The following is a 16,343-nucleotide window of genomic DNA, read 5'->3' on the forward strand; positions in this document are numbered from 1 at the left end:
GGAGTGAACACGATGAAAAAGAAAGACATTTTAGAGGCGTATCGTTGGCGTCAAGCGACGAAAGCATTCGATGCGGATCGTAAAATCAAAGAAGAGGACATGGAGTTCATTTTAGAGACAGGACGTCTTTCACCGAGTTCATTCGGATTTGAGCCATGGCAATTCGTCGTGGTTCGTCGGGAAGATTTGCTCCAAAAAATTAAAGATCACGCATGGGGGGCGCAAGGTCAGGCTTTGACTGCGAGCCACTTCGTGTTGATTCTCGCAAGAACACCGAAAGCCATGCGTTACGATGCGGACTATATTCGTCATATCGTGACGGGCGTGCAAGGTCGGACGGAAGAAGAATACGCGCAACGCGTGAAACGGGTACAGGAGTTCCAGGAGAACGACTATCGTCTCTTGGATGATGAACGTGTCTTCCAGGAATGGATCAAGCGTCAGACATACATTCCACTCGGGAATATGATGACGGCTGCCGCGCAAATCGAAATCGATTCATGCCCGATTGAAGGGTTCAATCAAGAGGAAATCGATGAGTTGCTCATCTCAGAAGGTGTGATGGAACGAGGCGAATGGTCACTTTCGGTCATGGTTGCATTTGGGTATCGGGCGCGTGATTTCGCACCGAAAACACGCCGGGACTTCAACGAAGTCGTCAAATATATCGGATGAAAAAAGGGTCAATCGCTTCGGCGATTGACCCTTTCGAATTATTTCCAGTCTGTGATGCGGTCGACTGGGAAGCGGACTGATGGGTAACCTTCTTCTGCTGCTTTCCCGATTGAGAGAAGCATGACTGGAAGGTAACGTTCTTTGTCGAGACCGAACGTTTCAGCGATGTTCGCTTTGTCGTATCCGCCGATTGGGTTTGTGTCATACCCGTGTGCACGTGCGACGAGCATGAGTTGCATCGCAACAAGACCTGAATCGAGCATGATGCTGTCTTTGACCATTTCTTTCGGTGCGTCTTTGAAGATGCCTTTGATCATGTCGACTTGACGGTCACGGACCTCAGCCGGCATCATACCGCGCTCTACCGCTGTATCGAAAATCTCTTCTGTGTAATCTGCCATTTGATAGTCAGCGAAGAGGGCGATAACAGCTGAAGACGTTTCCACTTGGCGTTTGTTGAAGCTTGCGAGTGGAAGGAGTGTTTCTTTTCCTTCTGCGCTATCGATAACGACGAAGCGCCATGGCTGTAAGTTGAGTGATGAAGGAGCTGTTGTCGCTTCTTCAAGGATTTGTGTCATTTCTTCTTTTGAGATCTTCACGTTCTCGTCGTATACACGAATCGAGCGGCGTCCTTTGACAATCTCCATAAAGTCTTTTTGTGTAGCAGTGTTCATATTGTAGTCTTCCTTTCATGGTCAATAGTATCTTGTAACATCGTTAGGGATGCTAATAACTGTTGTTGATCCTCTACCTTCATGTTGACAAAAAGTCGGTCCGTTAAGCACTCTTTTTGCTCAGTCCAATGTGCAATTTGCTCACGACCATCGTCTGTCAACTCGACATAGATGACACGGTTGTCCTGTTCACAGCGTCTCCGCGTGATCAGTCCTTGTGTCTCTAATTGTTTCAGGTGTCGGGTGATGGCGGCATGGTCGACATCGACGCGTTGTTGCAATTCACGTTGCCGCAATGGACCGACGTGATACAGGTTGCTTAAAATGTCGTAGCGACTCAAGCTGAGCCCGTCCATTTCAGAGTCGAATAATTGCCCCAATTCTTTTTGTACGGTGATGATGTGATAGAGAATTTGATCACGGAGCGAGCAAGAATCTCGCATGCACATCGCCTCCTCAAATCATTGATGACTCAATCATTGATGGGTCACACAATGTATAGTAAACCCATCCTGACTAGATTTCAAATAAAAAGTTTTAAAAATGGGTTGTCAAACTGTTATATAATAGTCTATATTGTAATCAACTGATATATAACAATGGTTGAGGGAGGATGTGAACGCTTGGAACACTATGAACGACTAAATACGTATCATGTTCATGAAAAGCTGTTTGAATTTGTGAATAAGAACGTACTCGAACCCCAGGAAATCAACGTTTTTTGGGAAGGCGTTGAATCGCTTCTAAAGCGTTTCATTCCAGTGAATCAGACACTTCTGGAGCAGCGCATGACATATGAGCGATTGTTACAGGAGTGGTACAGTCGCCAAGAAGAAGTCGATCCAATCGAATATGAGACATTTTTAACGTCAATCGGCTATATCGAACCGGTCGTCGAAGATTTTAACATCGATGTGTCGGGTGTCGATCGTGAAATCGCGCATCAAGCGGGACCGCAACTCGTCGTACCGTTAGACAATGCCAGATATGCACTTAACGCCGCCAATGCCAGATGGGGAAGTCTCTACGACGCCCTTTATGGAACAGATATGATTGAAGAGGCGGACGGTATGGAAAAGGGACGGGGATATAATCCCGTTCGCGGTAATGAAGTTATTCGGTTGGCGAAACAGTTTCTAGATGACACGTTCCCGCTACCATCAGGGTCGCACAAGGAAGTGACACGATACGTCGTTCGTGACGATGTCGCCTATGCGGTAATCGGGAACGACGAGTATTCATTCGCAGATGATTCTTTCGTCGGTTACACCGGAGAACCGAACGAGTTGAAGACGTTGATGCTCAGACACCATGCCTTGCACGTTGAACTGCAATTTGACCGCGAGCATCCGGTCGGAAAAGTCGATCCTGCTGGACTGATGGACATCGAGCTCGAATCAGCCCTATCCGCAATCGTGGATTGTGAGGACTCAGTCGCAGCCGTTTGTGCGGAAGACAAAGTTCATCTGTATCGTAATTGGCTCGGCTTGATGGATGGGACGCTTGAAGCCTCATTCCAAAAGAACGGGAAGCGACTCTCTCGACGTTTAAACGAAGATAAGCGTTTGATTGGAAAAGGTGGAGTGGAAGTTGTCCTCCCAGGACGCGCACTCTTATTCATTCGAAATGTCGGACACTTGATGACGACGGACTTGATCCTTGATGCAGAAGGTCGTGAGGTACCAGAGGGGATCGTTGATGCCATCTTCACTTCATTGATCGCGAGTCGCCATCTACATCGACGCCTCAACTCTCGGGAAGGATCGATTTATATCGTCAAACCGAAAATGCACGGGTCTGAAGAAGTAGCATTCACCAATGACTTGTTTGACGCTGTAGAAGATCTATTGAACATTCCGCGCCATACGTTAAAAGTCGGCGTGATGGATGAAGAGAGACGAACGTCGCTCAACTTGAAAAGTTGTATCGCTCAAGTGAAAGAGCGGGTCGTCTTCATCAACACGGGATTCCTCGACCGGACGGGGGACGAGATTCATTCCTCGATGACACTCGGACCGATGCGTCGAAAGGGAGAAATGAAGACGTCACCTTGGCTCGCTGCATATGAACGGTTGAATGTATCAACTGGTCTCGAGAGCGGGTTCCATCATCAAGCACAGATCGGAAAAGGGATGTGGGCGATGCCCGACCGGATGCGGGACATGATGCGTGAGAAAATTGCACACGTACAATCCGGGGCAACGACGGCTTGGGTGCCTTCGCCAACAGCGGCGACGCTCCATGCGATGCACTATCATCAACTCGATGCTTTTGATGTACAGCGAGAATTGATCAAGCAGCCTCATTCGAAACATGAGCGACAACAGCTCCTCGACATTCCGCTCGCGACGCGCATCTATTCACAAGACGAAATCAAAGAAGAGCTCGAGAACAACTTACAAGGATTGCTCGGATACGTCGTTCGTTGGGTCGAACAAGGTGTAGGTTGTTCGAAAGTGCCGGATATTCATCATATCGGACTGATGGAAGACCGGGCGACACTCCGGATTTCGAGCCAACACGTGGCCAACTGGCTGTATCACGGCATCTGTTCAGCAGATCAAGTGGAAGTCACGCTTTATCGGATGGCACAAGTCGTCGACGAGCAAAATGAGTCAGACCCGAATTACCGACCGATGACACCGAACGTCGATCAGTCAATTGCCTATCAAGCTGCTCACGAACTCGTGTTTCATGGGTTGAAACAGCCGAACGGGTACACGGAACCAATCTTGCATCGCCGCCGCCGTGAATTTATGAAACGACAAACCGTGGAGTTCAATTTAAAAGGAGGAACCTCATCATGACAACGAAAAAAATGGAAAGCGAACAGTTGATTGAACGTTGGGTCGTCCGCCGCATCGTATCTGGAGAATCGACAGCATCACTTGCGAATACAGCATTCGTATATGGCAACGACTTGATGCGCCTCGTCTTGGACCGTGCCGACGGCTCGCTCCAAATCATGAAAGAGCCGATTGATGAAGTTGTCGTCTTCCGCAAACCGGAAGATCGGGACGAAGAGAACGTATGCCGTTGTTGCGGGATGGAGCATTCGACGTTCAAAGCAGCGTTGGAGTGCTGTGCTTACCTCGACTAAAGTATTTAATTTGCACTATCTGTTATATAACAAATTGAATTAATTAAAATTAATATAATACAGGAGGGTTTGTTAATGAAACAACGCGAAGAATTGGTGAACAGCTGGAAGTCAGAACGATTTGAAGGGGTAGAACGTCCATACTCCGTAGAAGATGTTATGAAATTACGAGGATCGATTGTGATTGAACAAACGCTTGCGACAAAAGGAGCGGAACGCTTATGGCAATTGATGCACGAGCGTGACTACGTGCATGCACTTGGTGCATTGACAGGGAACCAGGCGATTCAGCAAGTAAAAGCAGGACTCGAAGCCATCTACTTGAGTGGTTGGCAAGTAGCGGCAGACGCTAACCTGTCGGGTCACATGTATCCGGACCAGAGTTTATATCCGGCCAACTCGGTTCCGAGTGTCGTCAAACGAATCAATCAGGCGCTTCAACGTGCCGATCAAATTCAAACGGCAGAAGGAAAAGGCGATACGCATTGGTTCGCACCGATTGTCGCGGATATGGAAGCAGGATTCGGTGGGGTGCTCAACGTATTCGAATTGACGAAGGCAATGATCGAAGCAGGGGCTGCCGGCGTTCACCTCGAAGACCAGCTCTCGTCTGAGAAGAAATGTGGTCACCTCGGTGGGAAGGTGTTACTCCCAACCCAGACGGCTGTGAAAAACTTGATTTCGGCTCGGCTCGCGGCAGACGTCATGGGTGTCCCGACCATCATCGTAGCACGGACAGATGCGCATGCGGCGAACTTGATCACGAGCGACATCGATCCAATCGATCACCCGTTCATCATTGGAGAGCGTACACCGGAAGGCTTCTATCGTACGGAAGCTGGTATCGAGCAAGCCATCGCTCGTGGTCTTGCTTATGCACCATATGCAGACCTCGTCTGGTGTGAGACGTCTGAACCAGATTTGGCAGAGGCACGTCAATTTGCCGAAGCGATTCATGCGAAGTATCCAGGGAAGCTACTCGCTTACAACTGTTCGCCATCGTTCAACTGGAAGAAGAAGTTGTCAGACGAAGAGATTGCGACGTTCCAACAAGAAATCGGCGCAATGGGATACAAGTTCCAGTTCGTCACACTCGCTGGATTCCACGCGCTCAACTTCGGTATGTTCGAGCTCGCACGCGGATACAAAGACCGTGGCATGGCGGCGTACTCGGAGTTACAACAAGCAGAATTTGCGGCTGAAGTACATGGTTACACGGCGACACGTCATCAGCGTGAAGTCGGGACGGGGTACTTCGATGAAGTTTCACTCGTCATCTCAGGTGGGCAATCATCAACGACTGCATTAGCTGGATCGACAGAAGCAGAGCAATTCACAAATTGATCATATTTTGGAGACGCCAGCTTGTTGGTGTCTCTTTCTTTATGTGAAAATGTGTGAGATAAATTGATAAATATGTGAAAAAAAGATGAACCAAAGTTCATTTCTACTTCTCCAATTCGACGAATAGTTGTCACAACTAGAGAGAATAAAACGTTTCCATTCCTTGTATACTCAATCTGTTCACAAGTTGGACACAAAAAATAAGGGGGAAGCGTTATGCAAGGGGAACGATTGAACAAACGCAACGCTTGGCATCAAGCAATTTGGCGTTGGCACTTTTATGCAGGTCTTATATTTGCACCGATTTTCATTATCTTGGCTGTGACAGGAAGCATTTATTTATTTGAACCACAAATAACGAAGATGCAATACAAAGACATGATGACAGCATCTTTCACGGAAGAACAACCAATAGAAATCCAAAAGGAATCATTCATGACAGAATATCCGGATGCGATGATTACATCGATTCGATTGCCGGATGAAGGTGAATCGACTCGAATCGGTTGGATGAACAATGACGAGATGATGTATACATATATTCATCCAGAAACTGCCGAAGTTTTAGGGACACGAACTGCTGAAAGTAGTATGGATTTGTTAGTTGTGATTCATGGCACACTATTAGGCGGACAAATCGGGAACTGGATTGTCGAGCTCGCAGCGTCATGGGCGATTATTCTACTCATCACGGGAACGTTCTTATTCTGGCCACGTGGCAAAAATCCGCTTCGGATGCTCATGCCGAAGCTCGGGAAAGGTCGGCAGTGGTGGAAACAAATGCATGGTAGCGTCGCCTTATGGTCATCGTTAGGTCTCGTCATCATCATCAGTTCAGGTCTTGCATGGTCATCCGTGTCAGGGGCGATGTTGCAGTGGGTCTCCTCGTCGACAAATACGGGAGCACCGATGTATGCCTATGCGTTTGGCGCTAAACCGGAATCAACTGTGACCACAAAAGATGTGGCAGAAGACGTACCTTGGGCAACACAAGCAGATCTTGTACCGGCATCTTCACCAAGTACACTGTTGCCAATTGACTTGAATCTGGTCGTGAACAATACGTCGATCAATCGACCGTACACAATCTCGCTTCCGGAAGGCGAAACAGGCGTCTATACCGTCACATCAGCAGCAGGACACCCGTTCAAAGAAGCAACGGTGAACTTAGATCAATATAGCGGTGAGACACTTAGTTCTGTAACGTATGCGGATTATGGGATTCTTGGAAAACTGATTACGGTCGGAATCGCCTTCCACGAAGGTCGTTTGTTTGGATTACTGAATCAATTGGTCGGAGTCGCACTTTGTCTAGGTCTTATTTTTGTGGTCATCAGTTCGTTCGTGATGTGGCGCAAACGAAAAGTCGGATCCATCGAACAGATGAAGCGGTTCGAAGACGAACGGATCAAACGAATCGTTGGGATCTCGATTTTACTGCTCGGTGTGACATTACCGCTCGCGGGAATCAGTATCCTTATCGTTCTCGTATTTGATTGGTTGGTCGGACGCCGAAAGTTGAAAGCGGAGGTGGCAGCATGAGACGATTCAAAACAGTCCTTCCTGTCATCCTAGCGACAATCTGGTTAGGCGCGTGTCAGCTTCAACCGATTGAACGCACCATTGATCCGATTGGGATTCAATTGATTGTACCTGAACGCGTGGAAGTCGGATTGACGACACTTGCGATGAAAGTAGCGAATGACGAACGCGTGACAGAAAGCCATATCCAAGTCACACCTTATGCCACCGAGGACACACGGACATACGAAGTGACGGAAAGGGATGGCTACCTCGTAACGAGCGTGAAGCTCGATCAAGGAATTTATCGAGTGAACGGCATGGTGCATGAAGGGCAGAAAGTGTATACCCCAACTGCATGGATGATTGTCGGCGATGTACCACAAGACCAAATCGACCAGATTGAACAATCGACAGTTCAGTCACATGATCACGATGGTGGACATCATCACTAAAAATAACCGCTGCACGTGCAGCGGTTATTTTTGTTTGAGGCGTGCCCCGATTTCTCCGATGAGAATAGCGATTCCCATAAAACCTGCACCAAGTATGGCCATCTGATTCTGATTGGCCACCCCGACCTCGTTTTCGAATTGATAAATGTCACGAGTGAAGAATTGGATCGGCTCACCGGATGTGAGTGCTTGTTCATAACCGAGCCAAATCAAAATCGAGAATGTGGCAATGGAGACACCAAGTCCGATGAGTGCAGCGATACTAACGCGGATTGCGATTCGAGTCATAGCGATTCCTCTTTTCCTGTTTGCATACGATACGTCACAAGTAGAGGAAAAGATTCACGGTTCACTCATTTCGGAATGGTCAACACTTGCCCGACAGTGATGAGATTGATGTTCGTGATGTTGTTAGCCGCTGCAATTTTCGCGACGGTCGTATTGTACATCGTCGCAATCTTATACAGTGTGTCGCCCGACTTCACGGTATACTTCACGGTCGTTGTAGGTGGAGGTGTGACGGTTGTTCCTGGAATGATGAGCACCTGACCGACAGTGATGGAGTTGACGTTGGTGATATTGTTAGCGGCTGCAATCTTCGCGACGGTCGTATTGTACATCGTCGCAATCTTATAGAGCGTATCGCCCGATTTCACGGTATATTTCACAGTTGTTGTAGGTGGAGGTGTGACGGTTGTTCCTGGAATGATAAGCACTTGTCCGACAGTGATGGAGTTGACGTTGGTGATATTGTTAGCTGCCGCTAAAGCGGATACGGTGACGCCATACGTCCGTGCGATGCTGTACAACGTGTCACCGGACTTCACAGTATACGTTTTGTTCGTTGACGTGTTTTGATAGGCGAGTAATTGCGAGACCGTGACGAATTGGTACCCTTTTGCTTTGAGTTGTGAAATCATCGTTGGGAGTGCAAGTGGAGTACCCGGTGCACCCGCACCTGTATGCATCAAGACGATTGAACCCGGTTTGATATTGGTTTGTACTTTCGTATTGATTTGGCTCGCGGTCAACCCTTTCCAGTCAATCGTATCGATGTTCCATTGAATCGTGTAACCATATCCGGCAGCACCGACGCCGTTCAACACAGTACTATTGACGGCTCCGAACGGGGCTCTGAAAATCGGTTTTGTCGTTTTTCCGGTCAACGACTTGATCAAAGCTTCCGTGCGGTCGAGTTCGGATTTCATTTGAGTGGCAGTTAGTTTCGTGAAGTCTGGGTGTGTGTATGAGTGATTACCGAGCTGATGCCCTTTTGCGGCGATGTTTTTAATGTATTGGGGATGGTTGTTTGCACCGGATCCTGTTAAAAAGAAAGTGGCTTTGACGTTGTTTTTTGCCAAAATGTCTAAAATCTTGTTCGTGTTTGCCCCGTCTGCCCCATCATCGAACGTCAACGCGACGACTTTGCTCGTCGTATTCACGCTCGTGATAAATTTTGAAGCGGCGGCACTGACGGAGATCGATTGCGTGATCACCATCGCCAATAAGATGAACAATGCCATCGCCCCACGAATGACCCTACGTTTCATCTGAATTCGCCTCCATTCATGATGTCATCCTCTTGATGTTAAGACTTTCCAAATGTACGCCTTATATATATTTTATATACCCCTTTTTAGAAATGATGGACTAATATTCGGAAATGAATGAAACAAATTTTGATTCAACTATATGTGTGAAATTTGTGAGAACGTATCGTGGGATATCTCACAGAATGCTCACACTCTTTTTGGAAAGAGATGGTATCATGAACAATGTGTGAATGATGTAAGCGATTTATAAGGAGGATTTATGATGAAAAAGATGATGACACGGTTTGGGGTCGTGTTTGGACTCATCGGCCTGTTCGTACTCGGTGCTTGCGGCACGGAGAAAGAAGCAGAAAGTGCAACTGTTCCACAATCGATGGAGCCGGTAGAGGCAGAGTTGACGGTTGCTGCGACGGCAGAAAAAGAAGAAACAGTACCTTTATCTGTAAAAGTTACGCAAGATGGTCAACCCGTAGACGATGCGGATGAGATCAAGTTCGAAGTATGGAAGAATGGTGCGAAAGAAGAGAGTGACATGATCAAGGCGTCACTCACGAAAGACGGTGTCTATGAAGCAGAGACGACGTTTGCGGAAGAAGCGGTCTATACGGTCCAAGTTCACGTGACAGCGCGTTCGATGCATACGATGCCGACGACGAATGTGACGGTTGGACATCCAGAAACGATAGCTGAAGCTGAGGAAGATAGTGACCACCATCACCATGCAGGAGCGGACATTACGCTCGATCCGAAAGAGGCGACAGCAGGTGAGGAACAACCGTTCATGGTACACGTCATGATTGAAGACGAGATGTTAGCGGGGGCAGACGTACAACTCGAAATCTTCCAAGACGGAGCGGAGAAACATGAGTGGGTGAAGTTAGAGGAAGCAGATGCTGGGATGTACAAAGGAATGTACACCTTTACTGAATCTGGTGCATACAACGTTCAAGTTCACGTCACGAAAGGTCATGACATTCATGAGCACGTGATGGAAATGGTAGACGTCAAATAAAAATGATCGGCTCACGCGAGCCGATCATTTTTATTATGCATTTTGATAGAGAGATTCAACTTGTTGTTGAAGCGCTTCGTTCTCCAAGTACTCATCGTACGTTGCTTCTTTATCCACGATGCCATTCGGTGTCACTTCGATGATGCGTGTCGCAATCGTCGAGATGAGCTGATGGTCATGTGAGCTAAAGAGGAGTACGCCTTTGAATGACTCGAGACCGTTGTTGAGTGCTGTGATTGATTCGAGGTCCAAGTGGTTCGTCGGATCGTCGAGGACGAGCACGTTCGAGTTTGAGAGCATCATCTTCGAGAGCATGCAGCGTACTTTTTCTCCCCCTGAGAGGACAGACGCTTTCTTCATGACTTCTTCACCTGAGAAGAGCATGCGGCCAAGGAATCCACGAAGGAACGTATCTGACTCATCGGCTGGTGAGAACTGACGCAACCAGTCGAGGATGCTCTTTTCCGAGCCCTCGAAGTATTCCGAGTTGTCTTTCGGGAAGTACGACTGAGTCGTCGTCACGCCCCATTTGACCGATCCAGTGTCTGGTTCCATCTCACCCATGAGAATTTTGAAGAGTGTCGTGATCGCAACGTCAGAACGACCAACGAATGCAACTTTGTCCGTCTTGTTGAGTGAGAACGTGACGTTGTCGAGCACTTTCACGCCATCAATCGTCTTCGAAACGTTGTCGACATAGAGAACATCGTTCCCGATTTCGCGCTCCATCGTGAATCCGACGAACGGATAACGACGTGATGACGGACGAATGTCGTCGAGTGTGATCTTATCGAGCAACTTCTTACGTGACGTCGCTTGACGCGCTTTCGAGGCGTTCGAGCTGAAGCGTGCGATGAAGTTTTGAAGTTCTTTGATCTTCTCTTCTTTCTTCTTGTTCTGGTCTGAAGCCATACGTGAAGCAAGTTGGCTTGACTCATACCAGAAATCGTAGTTCCCGACATACAATTGGATTTTTCCGAAGTCGAGGTCTGCCATGTGTGTACAGACTTTGTTCAAGAAGTGACGGTCGTGGGAAACGACGATGACTGTGTTTTCAAAGTTGATTAAGAACTCTTCCAGCCATTGAATTGCTTTGAGGTCAAGTCCGTTGGTCGGCTCGTCCAAAAGCAAGATGTCTGGCTTACCGAAGAGTGCTTGGGCAAGAAGGACTTTGACTTTCTCGCCACCTGTGAGTTCGCTCATTTGTTTCTGGTGAAGCGCTTCTGTGATCCCAAGACCTTGAAGAACCATCGACGCTTCTGACTCTGCTTCCCAACCGTTCAACTCAGCGAACTCACCTTCGAGTTCAGCTGCGCGCATCCCGTCTTCGTCTGAGAAATCTTCTTTCATATAGATGGCGTCTTTTTCTTTCATGACGCTATAAAGACGCTCGTGACCCATGATGACGGTCTCGAGAACAGCACTGTCCTCATACGCGTAGTGGTCCTGCTTGAGGACCGCGAGACGCTCACCCGGTGTGATGCTGACATCACCCGTCGTCGTATCTTGCTCACCTGATAAAATCTTTAAGAATGTTGATTTACCGGCACCGTTCGCACCGATCAATCCGTAACAGTTGCCTGGTGTGAACTTGATGTTCACGTCTTCGAACAACTTGCGACCGCCAAATTGTAGGCTGACGTTATTTACTGTAATCATGTATGGTATCCCTCATTTTTCTGATTAGTTTACGACGTGTATTGTATCACGTTTTTAAAAATCGCGCAGTGTCACGTCATGATTCACAAACGCTAAAGATAAACTTGTGCATCAGATAGAGGATTCTGCACCGTAAGATGGAAATATTATGTAGAACAAAATGCACGTGAATCAAATGGGGGGTACTATGAAACAAATTAGACTCTGGTTGATCATCATATTCATTGCGGTTAGTTCAAGTGTGCTGAATTCAATGTTAAAGAATGAGCTTCAAGCGTTTGAGTTAGAGAAGTTTGAGTTTGGGAAATTTGATGATTTTGACGAGGCGTTGGCTAAAGGTCTAACTTATGACATGAATAAATTGATTTATATAACACGACACGATGGGGTGACCATCGTCATGTACACGACGATTCCGGATCCTGTAGAGTTCCAAGATGTCATGGAGTTTCAAGATGATATTGATTTTCAAAATGAGATGGAGGCATTAGTCGTCCAGTTCTTTGAGGGGAATGATGAAGAAGGGTGGGAGCTTTTAGGACCAGCAGGATGGACCCACTATGAAAATGACAACCTCACCGTGTACGACACCTTTTTAAGAGACTATGACGATGAAGGCAACGTCGAATATGCTTTCGATGTGACATTTGGAGAAGTGAACAATCCAAAAATCGATACAGTTGAAACGAAATCCCATCACGACACTATGTTCACCGAGGCAACGATGATTCGAAAGGGTCTGGGTCGATATTATTTTCAAATCGGGCAAGGAGCGATTGTACGAGGGATTTCTGTGGACGGTGAGATCATCGATCAACAAGGTAGCTGACACTTCGATGCACAGAAAAAGCCATCATCATGATGGCTTCAGTCGACTCGTACAACAGTCGTATTCAATTCGAACGCTACATTTCCTGCGAGCGCGCGTGAAATCATACATTGATCTTTCGCTTTTTTCGCAATGCGCTCGACTAGCGTAATCTCTCGGTCGGTCATCTCTGCAGGTACTAGAATCGTTGTCGCATAGCGAATCGTCTCGTAGGTGAAGATGCCGTTAGTCACATCGACGATTCCTTCTGCGTCAATCGTGATGCCACGGTGAGTCAGGTCGCTTCGCCCGAGTACGGCTGCGAGTGTGATGATATAACACGTGGCCGCTGCTCCGAGTAACATTTCATCCGGATTCGTGCCGACTCCGGGACCGTCCATTTCGGGTGGAATCGAAATCTGTGTCTTTAATCGCTCAGCCTCGAGGGTACCGACGTCATTTCGTCCGCCATCCCAGCCGAGGTTCATGCTAAATGTATGTTTCATCAAAAATCGCCTCCAATGTCTCTAGTGTAAAAGAGAACGATTGGAGGCGCATGTGTTATGCTTGTGCACGCTTCGCGAATGTGCGAAGTGTTTCGATGATGACGGTTGTTGCTTTTTCCATGTTGTTCACAGAAATATATTCGAACTTCCCGTGATAGTTCTCGCCACCCGTGAAAATGTTCGGTGTCGGAAGGCCCATGTAAGAAAGTTGCGATCCATCTGTCCCACCACGAATCGGTTCAATCTTCGGTTCGATGCCAAGGCCGCGCATGACGTCAGCGACGGTATCGACGATGTGTTTCACCGGTTCGATTTTCTCGGCCATGTTGTAATACTGGTCTTCCATTTTGAGCTCAATCCGCTCTTCCCCGTATTTTTGTTTCCATTCGAGGACAAGTTTCTCCATCAACGCTTTACGCGCTTCGAACTTCTGTTTGTCGTGATCGCGGATGATGTATTGAAGTGTCGTCTTCTCCACATCCCCATTAAAACCGTTCAAATGGAAGAATCCTTCATAGTTGCTCGTACGTTCCGGTGCCTCGTCAGCCGGTAAACGGTTTTGGAACGCCATCGCGAGCTTCATTGAGTTCACCATCTTGTTTTTGGCGCTACCTGGATGCACGTTCGTCCCGTGGAAGGTGACGGTCGCACCGGCTGCGTTGAAACTTTCATACTGTAACTCTCCAAGTGGACCGCCGTCCATCGTGTAAGCGAAGTCCGCGTTAAAACGAGCGACATCGAATTTATGTGGTCCGCGTCCGATTTCTTCATCCGGTGTGAAGGCAATGCGGACTGGCCCGTGTGGAATCTCAGGGTGAGCCAATAAGTATTCGACGGCTGTGACAATTTCGGCGATCCCTGCTTTATCGTCCGCACCGAGGAGTGTCGTTCCGTCCGTTGTCATGAGCGTATGTCCGACATACCCGTCAAGTTCTGGGAAGTCTTTTGGTGACAAGACGACATGAAGCGACTCGTTCAAGACGATGTCGCCACCTTCATAATGCTCAACGAGTTGAGGTGAAACGTTCGTACCCGTGAAATCGGTCGCCGTATCCACGTGAGCGAGGAAGCCGATTGTCGGGACGTCATGATCGACGTTACTCGGAAGTGTGGCGAAGAGATAGCCGTATTCGTCCGTCTCGACGTCTGTCAGCCCAAGTTCTTTCAGTTCCTTTTCCAAATGACGAATCAAATCCCATTGTTTGGCCGTCGATGGTGTTGTCGTACTCGTGAAGTCAGACTGTGTATCAATCTTCGCGTATGTCATTAAGCGTTCAATTAGTTTCTCTTGCATGGATTGCCCTCCTCTAAAAAGTTTCATCTTCATTAGTTTATCACGCGCGCTCGAAGTCGAAACAAAAAAGTCACGCCCATCGATGAAATGAGCGTGACCTGTTCAAAAGAGAAACGGATATAAAATCGGCAAGATGAACGATGTGAAGATGGCCGTCAATCCCATCGCGGCACCGCCTGTGGCGCCAGACAACGGATGTTCCGTCGCCGCTTGAGCGGTCCCGATCCCGTGACTGATGGTGCCGAGTGTGAGTCCACGCGTGAACGGGTCGTCTATACGAATCCATGTCAATAGTACCGGACCGAGCATCGCACCTAAAATACCGCAGGCGACTGCAATCGAAGCCGCAAGCGTTGCATCACCTTCTAGTTGTCGAGCCAATTCAAGGGCAATCGGGGACGTGGCCGATTTGACCGATAGCGCAATCAATACGTTTTCGGTGAATGAAAACAATTTGCCGAAAAGGACAGCCACAAAAATCGTGGACAGTGACCCAAGTACGATGGCACTCAGGGCCCGTTTTGCCCGGGCGAGTAACACGGGTAAGTTGCGATAGAGCGGTAACCCGAGGGCGACTGTCGCCGGACCGAGTAAGATGGTGATGAGATCGGTAGCCGGTTTATACGTATCATAGGACTGTCCTGTCACAAGTAACAGAAGAATCAGAATCGCTGTACTTAAGAAGACGACATTAGTGAACGGAGATGCCCACTTTTTCGAAAGTTGACGACTGAGCGAATACACGAAAATCGTCAGTCCGATCCAAACGTATGTCATGATGTCTCACCTTCTTTCCCGGAAACAAACGCTGTCACGACCATACCGACCGCCATGCTGATGAGTAACGTGACGAGAAGAGGGACGCCAGCGGCTTTTAACAACGTACCGTATGCCATGAGACCGACGGCAATCGGGATGAAGAAGAATGCGAGGTGCTTCGTCAAAAATCCAGCGCTGTCTTCAATCCATTCCACGCGGATGACTTTTGTTACTAAGAGAACGAGCAACAGCACCATGCCGATGACGCTGCCCGGTACTTTCCACGAGAACGTCTCAACCATCCAGTTGCCGAGCGTGCTCAGTCCGAATAAAAGAGCGAGCCCAATCATCCATTTTAATAATTTCATATACATGACTTCCTTTCACGTCATTCAAAACGTATGAATCTTCTCAAATTCAACGAGAGAGGTCAAGAAAAGGGTATGATACGTTTATTCTACTTGATGAAGAGGAGGAAGATAGCGCGATGGAAGAAAAGGGAACACTTTATTTTTTATGTGGAAAAATGGGGGCTGGAAAATCAACGATGGCCAAGCAAATGGCTGCTGAACAACGAGCGGTTCTCTTATCTGAAGATGAATGGCTGTCTACGTTATATCCGAATCAAATTCATACGTTTGAGGACTATCAAAAGCATGCTAGGCTATTGAAGCCACTAATTGAATCTCATGTCCAACAGTTGCTGCGACTCGGGATACATGTAGTGATGGATTTCCCGGCAAATACAAAATCGTCACGATCTTGGTTTTTACAATTGTCAGAACACACTGGGGCGAATCACCGTCTGATTTATCTCAACCGAAGTGATGAACAATGTCTTCGACAGATTCAGAAACGTCGCATCATGGAACCAGAACGAGCCGCATTTGATACGGAAGAAGTCTTTCATCACGTGACTTCATTCTTTGAAGCTCCAGATGATACGGAACACCTACATATCATTGAAAAATAAAACATGCGTA

Annotated in this window: 18 protein-coding genes; 9 read left to right on the plus strand and 9 right to left on the minus strand. The window is 47.7% G+C overall.

What is annotated here, in order from left to right; genetic code table 11:
• Positions 1-12: 12 nt before the first annotated feature.
• Positions 13-675: an NAD(P)H-dependent oxidoreductase gene (locus PJK55_RS11420; RefSeq protein ID WP_015880376.1), complete on the plus strand. Its 663-nt coding sequence runs from the start codon at positions 13-15 to the stop codon at positions 673-675.
• Positions 676-713: 38 nt separating this feature from the next.
• On the opposite strand, the gene PJK55_RS11425 is transcribed toward PJK55_RS11420, so the two are convergent.
• Both PJK55_RS11425 and PJK55_RS11430 read right to left on the minus strand, forming a co-directional pair.
• Positions 714-1,349: a nitroreductase family protein gene (locus tag PJK55_RS11425; RefSeq protein WP_271305896.1), complete on the minus strand. Its 636-nt coding sequence runs from the start codon at positions 1,347-1,349 to the stop codon at positions 714-716.
• On the minus strand, positions 1,346-1,792 hold the full coding sequence (locus PJK55_RS11430) for a MarR family winged helix-turn-helix transcriptional regulator (protein ID WP_078146066.1): 447 nt from the start codon (positions 1,790-1,792) through the stop codon (positions 1,346-1,348). The genes PJK55_RS11425 and PJK55_RS11430 overlap by 4 nt, the downstream gene beginning before the upstream one ends.
• 180 nt (positions 1,793-1,972) lie before the next feature.
• Here PJK55_RS11430 and PJK55_RS11435 point away from each other — a divergent pair, with 180 nt between their 5' ends.
• From PJK55_RS11435 to PJK55_RS11455, 5 genes are all read left to right on the plus strand, one after another.
• A complete protein-coding gene (locus PJK55_RS11435; protein WP_442899507.1) occupies positions 1,973-4,156 on the plus strand; it encodes a malate synthase G in 2,184 nt (727 codons plus the stop codon).
• Complete coding sequence (locus PJK55_RS11440; protein ID WP_015880380.1) at positions 4,153-4,449, plus strand: hypothetical protein; 297 nt, start codon at positions 4,153-4,155, stop codon at positions 4,447-4,449. The genes PJK55_RS11435 and PJK55_RS11440 overlap by 4 nt, the downstream gene beginning before the upstream one ends.
• Positions 4,450-4,524: 75 nt before the next feature.
• Entirely contained in the window at positions 4,525-5,793 is a 1,269-nt protein-coding gene (aceA, locus tag PJK55_RS11445) for an isocitrate lyase (RefSeq protein ID WP_214746768.1), read from the plus strand.
• Between the two features lie 216 nt (positions 5,794-6,009).
• Positions 6,010-7,335 (plus strand): PepSY-associated TM helix domain-containing protein, encoded by a 1,326-nt coding sequence (locus tag PJK55_RS11450; RefSeq protein WP_271305898.1) that lies wholly within the window; start codon positions 6,010-6,012, stop codon positions 7,333-7,335.
• Entirely contained in the window at positions 7,332-7,769 is a 438-nt protein-coding gene (locus tag PJK55_RS11455) for a hypothetical protein (protein WP_271305899.1), read from the plus strand. The genes PJK55_RS11450 and PJK55_RS11455 overlap by 4 nt, the downstream gene beginning before the upstream one ends.
• A 24-nt stretch (positions 7,770-7,793) precedes the next feature.
• Here PJK55_RS11455 and PJK55_RS11460 read toward each other — a convergent pair whose 3' ends face one another.
• Together PJK55_RS11460 and PJK55_RS11465 are read right to left on the minus strand one after the other, a co-directional pair.
• On the minus strand, positions 7,794-8,057 hold the full coding sequence (locus PJK55_RS11460; RefSeq protein WP_271305900.1) for an LlsX family protein: 264 nt from the start codon (positions 8,055-8,057) through the stop codon (positions 7,794-7,796).
• A gap of 65 nt (positions 8,058-8,122) precedes the next feature.
• Positions 8,123-9,319 carry a LysM peptidoglycan-binding domain-containing protein gene (locus PJK55_RS11465; RefSeq protein WP_271305901.1) on the minus strand — a complete coding sequence of 399 codons (1,197 nt, stop codon included), beginning with the start codon at positions 9,317-9,319 and terminating at the stop codon, positions 8,123-8,125.
• 265 nt (positions 9,320-9,584) lie between these two features.
• On the opposite strand from PJK55_RS11465, the gene PJK55_RS11470 reads away from it, so the two are divergent.
• The gene (locus PJK55_RS11470) at positions 9,585-10,334 is read left to right on the plus strand and encodes a FixH family protein (protein ID WP_271305902.1); all 750 of its coding nucleotides are present in this window, start codon (positions 9,585-9,587) and stop codon (positions 10,332-10,334) included.
• Positions 10,335-10,367: 33 nt separating this feature from the next.
• On the opposite strand, the gene PJK55_RS11475 is transcribed toward PJK55_RS11470, so the two are convergent.
• Positions 10,368-11,993: an ABC-F family ATP-binding cassette domain-containing protein gene (locus PJK55_RS11475; RefSeq protein ID WP_214790196.1), complete on the minus strand. Its 1,626-nt coding sequence runs from the start codon at positions 11,991-11,993 to the stop codon at positions 10,368-10,370.
• A 187-nt stretch (positions 11,994-12,180) separates the two neighbouring features.
• Here PJK55_RS11475 and PJK55_RS11480 point away from each other — a divergent pair, with 187 nt between their 5' ends.
• On the plus strand, positions 12,181-12,822 hold the full coding sequence (locus PJK55_RS11480; protein WP_271305903.1) for a hypothetical protein: 642 nt from the start codon (positions 12,181-12,183) through the stop codon (positions 12,820-12,822).
• Between the two features lie 38 nt (positions 12,823-12,860).
• Here PJK55_RS11480 and PJK55_RS11485 read toward each other — a convergent pair whose 3' ends face one another.
• From PJK55_RS11485 to PJK55_RS11500, 4 genes are all read right to left on the minus strand, one after another.
• On the minus strand, positions 12,861-13,310 hold the full coding sequence (locus tag PJK55_RS11485; protein ID WP_442899508.1) for an SACOL1771 family peroxiredoxin: 450 nt from the start codon (positions 13,308-13,310) through the stop codon (positions 12,861-12,863).
• A 52-nt stretch (positions 13,311-13,362) separates the two neighbouring features.
• Positions 13,363-14,601 (minus strand): peptidase T, encoded by a 1,239-nt coding sequence (gene pepT, locus PJK55_RS11490; protein ID WP_271305905.1) that lies wholly within the window; start codon positions 14,599-14,601, stop codon positions 13,363-13,365.
• Between the two features lie 102 nt (positions 14,602-14,703).
• Complete coding sequence (locus PJK55_RS11495; RefSeq protein WP_271305906.1) at positions 14,704-15,378, minus strand: LrgB family protein; 675 nt, start codon at positions 15,376-15,378, stop codon at positions 14,704-14,706.
• On the minus strand, positions 15,375-15,728 hold the full coding sequence (locus PJK55_RS11500) for a CidA/LrgA family protein (RefSeq protein ID WP_271305907.1): 354 nt from the start codon (positions 15,726-15,728) through the stop codon (positions 15,375-15,377). Before PJK55_RS11500 ends, PJK55_RS11495 begins: the two co-directional genes overlap by 4 nt.
• A 119-nt stretch (positions 15,729-15,847) precedes the next feature.
• On the opposite strand from PJK55_RS11500, the gene PJK55_RS11505 reads away from it, so the two are divergent.
• Positions 15,848-16,333 (plus strand): AAA family ATPase, encoded by a 486-nt coding sequence (locus PJK55_RS11505; RefSeq protein WP_271305908.1) that lies wholly within the window; start codon positions 15,848-15,850, stop codon positions 16,331-16,333.
• Positions 16,334-16,343 lie beyond the last annotated feature (10 nt).

It is taken from the genome of Exiguobacterium sp. MMG028 (assembly GCF_027947425.1).
Lineage (GTDB): Bacteria > Bacillota > Bacilli > Exiguobacteriales > Exiguobacteriaceae > Exiguobacterium > Exiguobacterium aestuarii_A.

Excerpts from the sequence above, each read along its gene's own strand:
- PJK55_RS11420 (WP_015880376.1), top strand. The coding sequence starts at position 13 with ATGAAAAAGAAAGACATTTTAGAGGCGTATCGTTGGCGTCAAGCGACG.
- PJK55_RS11425 (WP_271305896.1), bottom strand. The coding sequence starts at position 1,349 with ATGAACACTGCTACACAAAAAGACTTTATGGAGATTGTCAAAGGACGC.
- PJK55_RS11430 (WP_078146066.1), bottom strand. The coding sequence starts at position 1,792 with ATGCGAGATTCTTGCTCGCTCCGTGATCAAATTCTCTATCACATCATC.
- PJK55_RS11440 (WP_015880380.1), top strand. The coding sequence starts at position 4,153 with ATGACAACGAAAAAAATGGAAAGCGAACAGTTGATTGAACGTTGGGTC.
- aceA (WP_214746768.1), top strand. The coding sequence starts at position 4,525 with ATGAAACAACGCGAAGAATTGGTGAACAGCTGGAAGTCAGAACGATTT.
- PJK55_RS11450 (WP_271305898.1), top strand. The coding sequence starts at position 6,010 with ATGCAAGGGGAACGATTGAACAAACGCAACGCTTGGCATCAAGCAATT.
- PJK55_RS11455 (WP_271305899.1), top strand. The coding sequence starts at position 7,332 with ATGAGACGATTCAAAACAGTCCTTCCTGTCATCCTAGCGACAATCTGG.
- PJK55_RS11460 (WP_271305900.1), bottom strand. The coding sequence starts at position 8,057 with ATGACTCGAATCGCAATCCGCGTTAGTATCGCTGCACTCATCGGACTT.
- PJK55_RS11465 (WP_271305901.1), bottom strand. The coding sequence starts at position 9,319 with ATGAAACGTAGGGTCATTCGTGGGGCGATGGCATTGTTCATCTTATTG.
- PJK55_RS11470 (WP_271305902.1), top strand. The coding sequence starts at position 9,585 with ATGAAAAAGATGATGACACGGTTTGGGGTCGTGTTTGGACTCATCGGC.
- PJK55_RS11475 (WP_214790196.1), bottom strand. The coding sequence starts at position 11,993 with ATGATTACAGTAAATAACGTCAGCCTACAATTTGGCGGTCGCAAGTTG.
- PJK55_RS11480 (WP_271305903.1), top strand. The coding sequence starts at position 12,181 with ATGAAACAAATTAGACTCTGGTTGATCATCATATTCATTGCGGTTAGT.
- pepT (WP_271305905.1), bottom strand. The coding sequence starts at position 14,601 with ATGCAAGAGAAACTAATTGAACGCTTAATGACATACGCGAAGATTGAT.
- PJK55_RS11495 (WP_271305906.1), bottom strand. The coding sequence starts at position 15,378 with ATGACATACGTTTGGATCGGACTGACGATTTTCGTGTATTCGCTCAGT.
- PJK55_RS11500 (WP_271305907.1), bottom strand. The coding sequence starts at position 15,728 with ATGAAATTATTAAAATGGATGATTGGGCTCGCTCTTTTATTCGGACTG.
- PJK55_RS11505 (WP_271305908.1), top strand. The coding sequence starts at position 15,848 with ATGGAAGAAAAGGGAACACTTTATTTTTTATGTGGAAAAATGGGGGCT.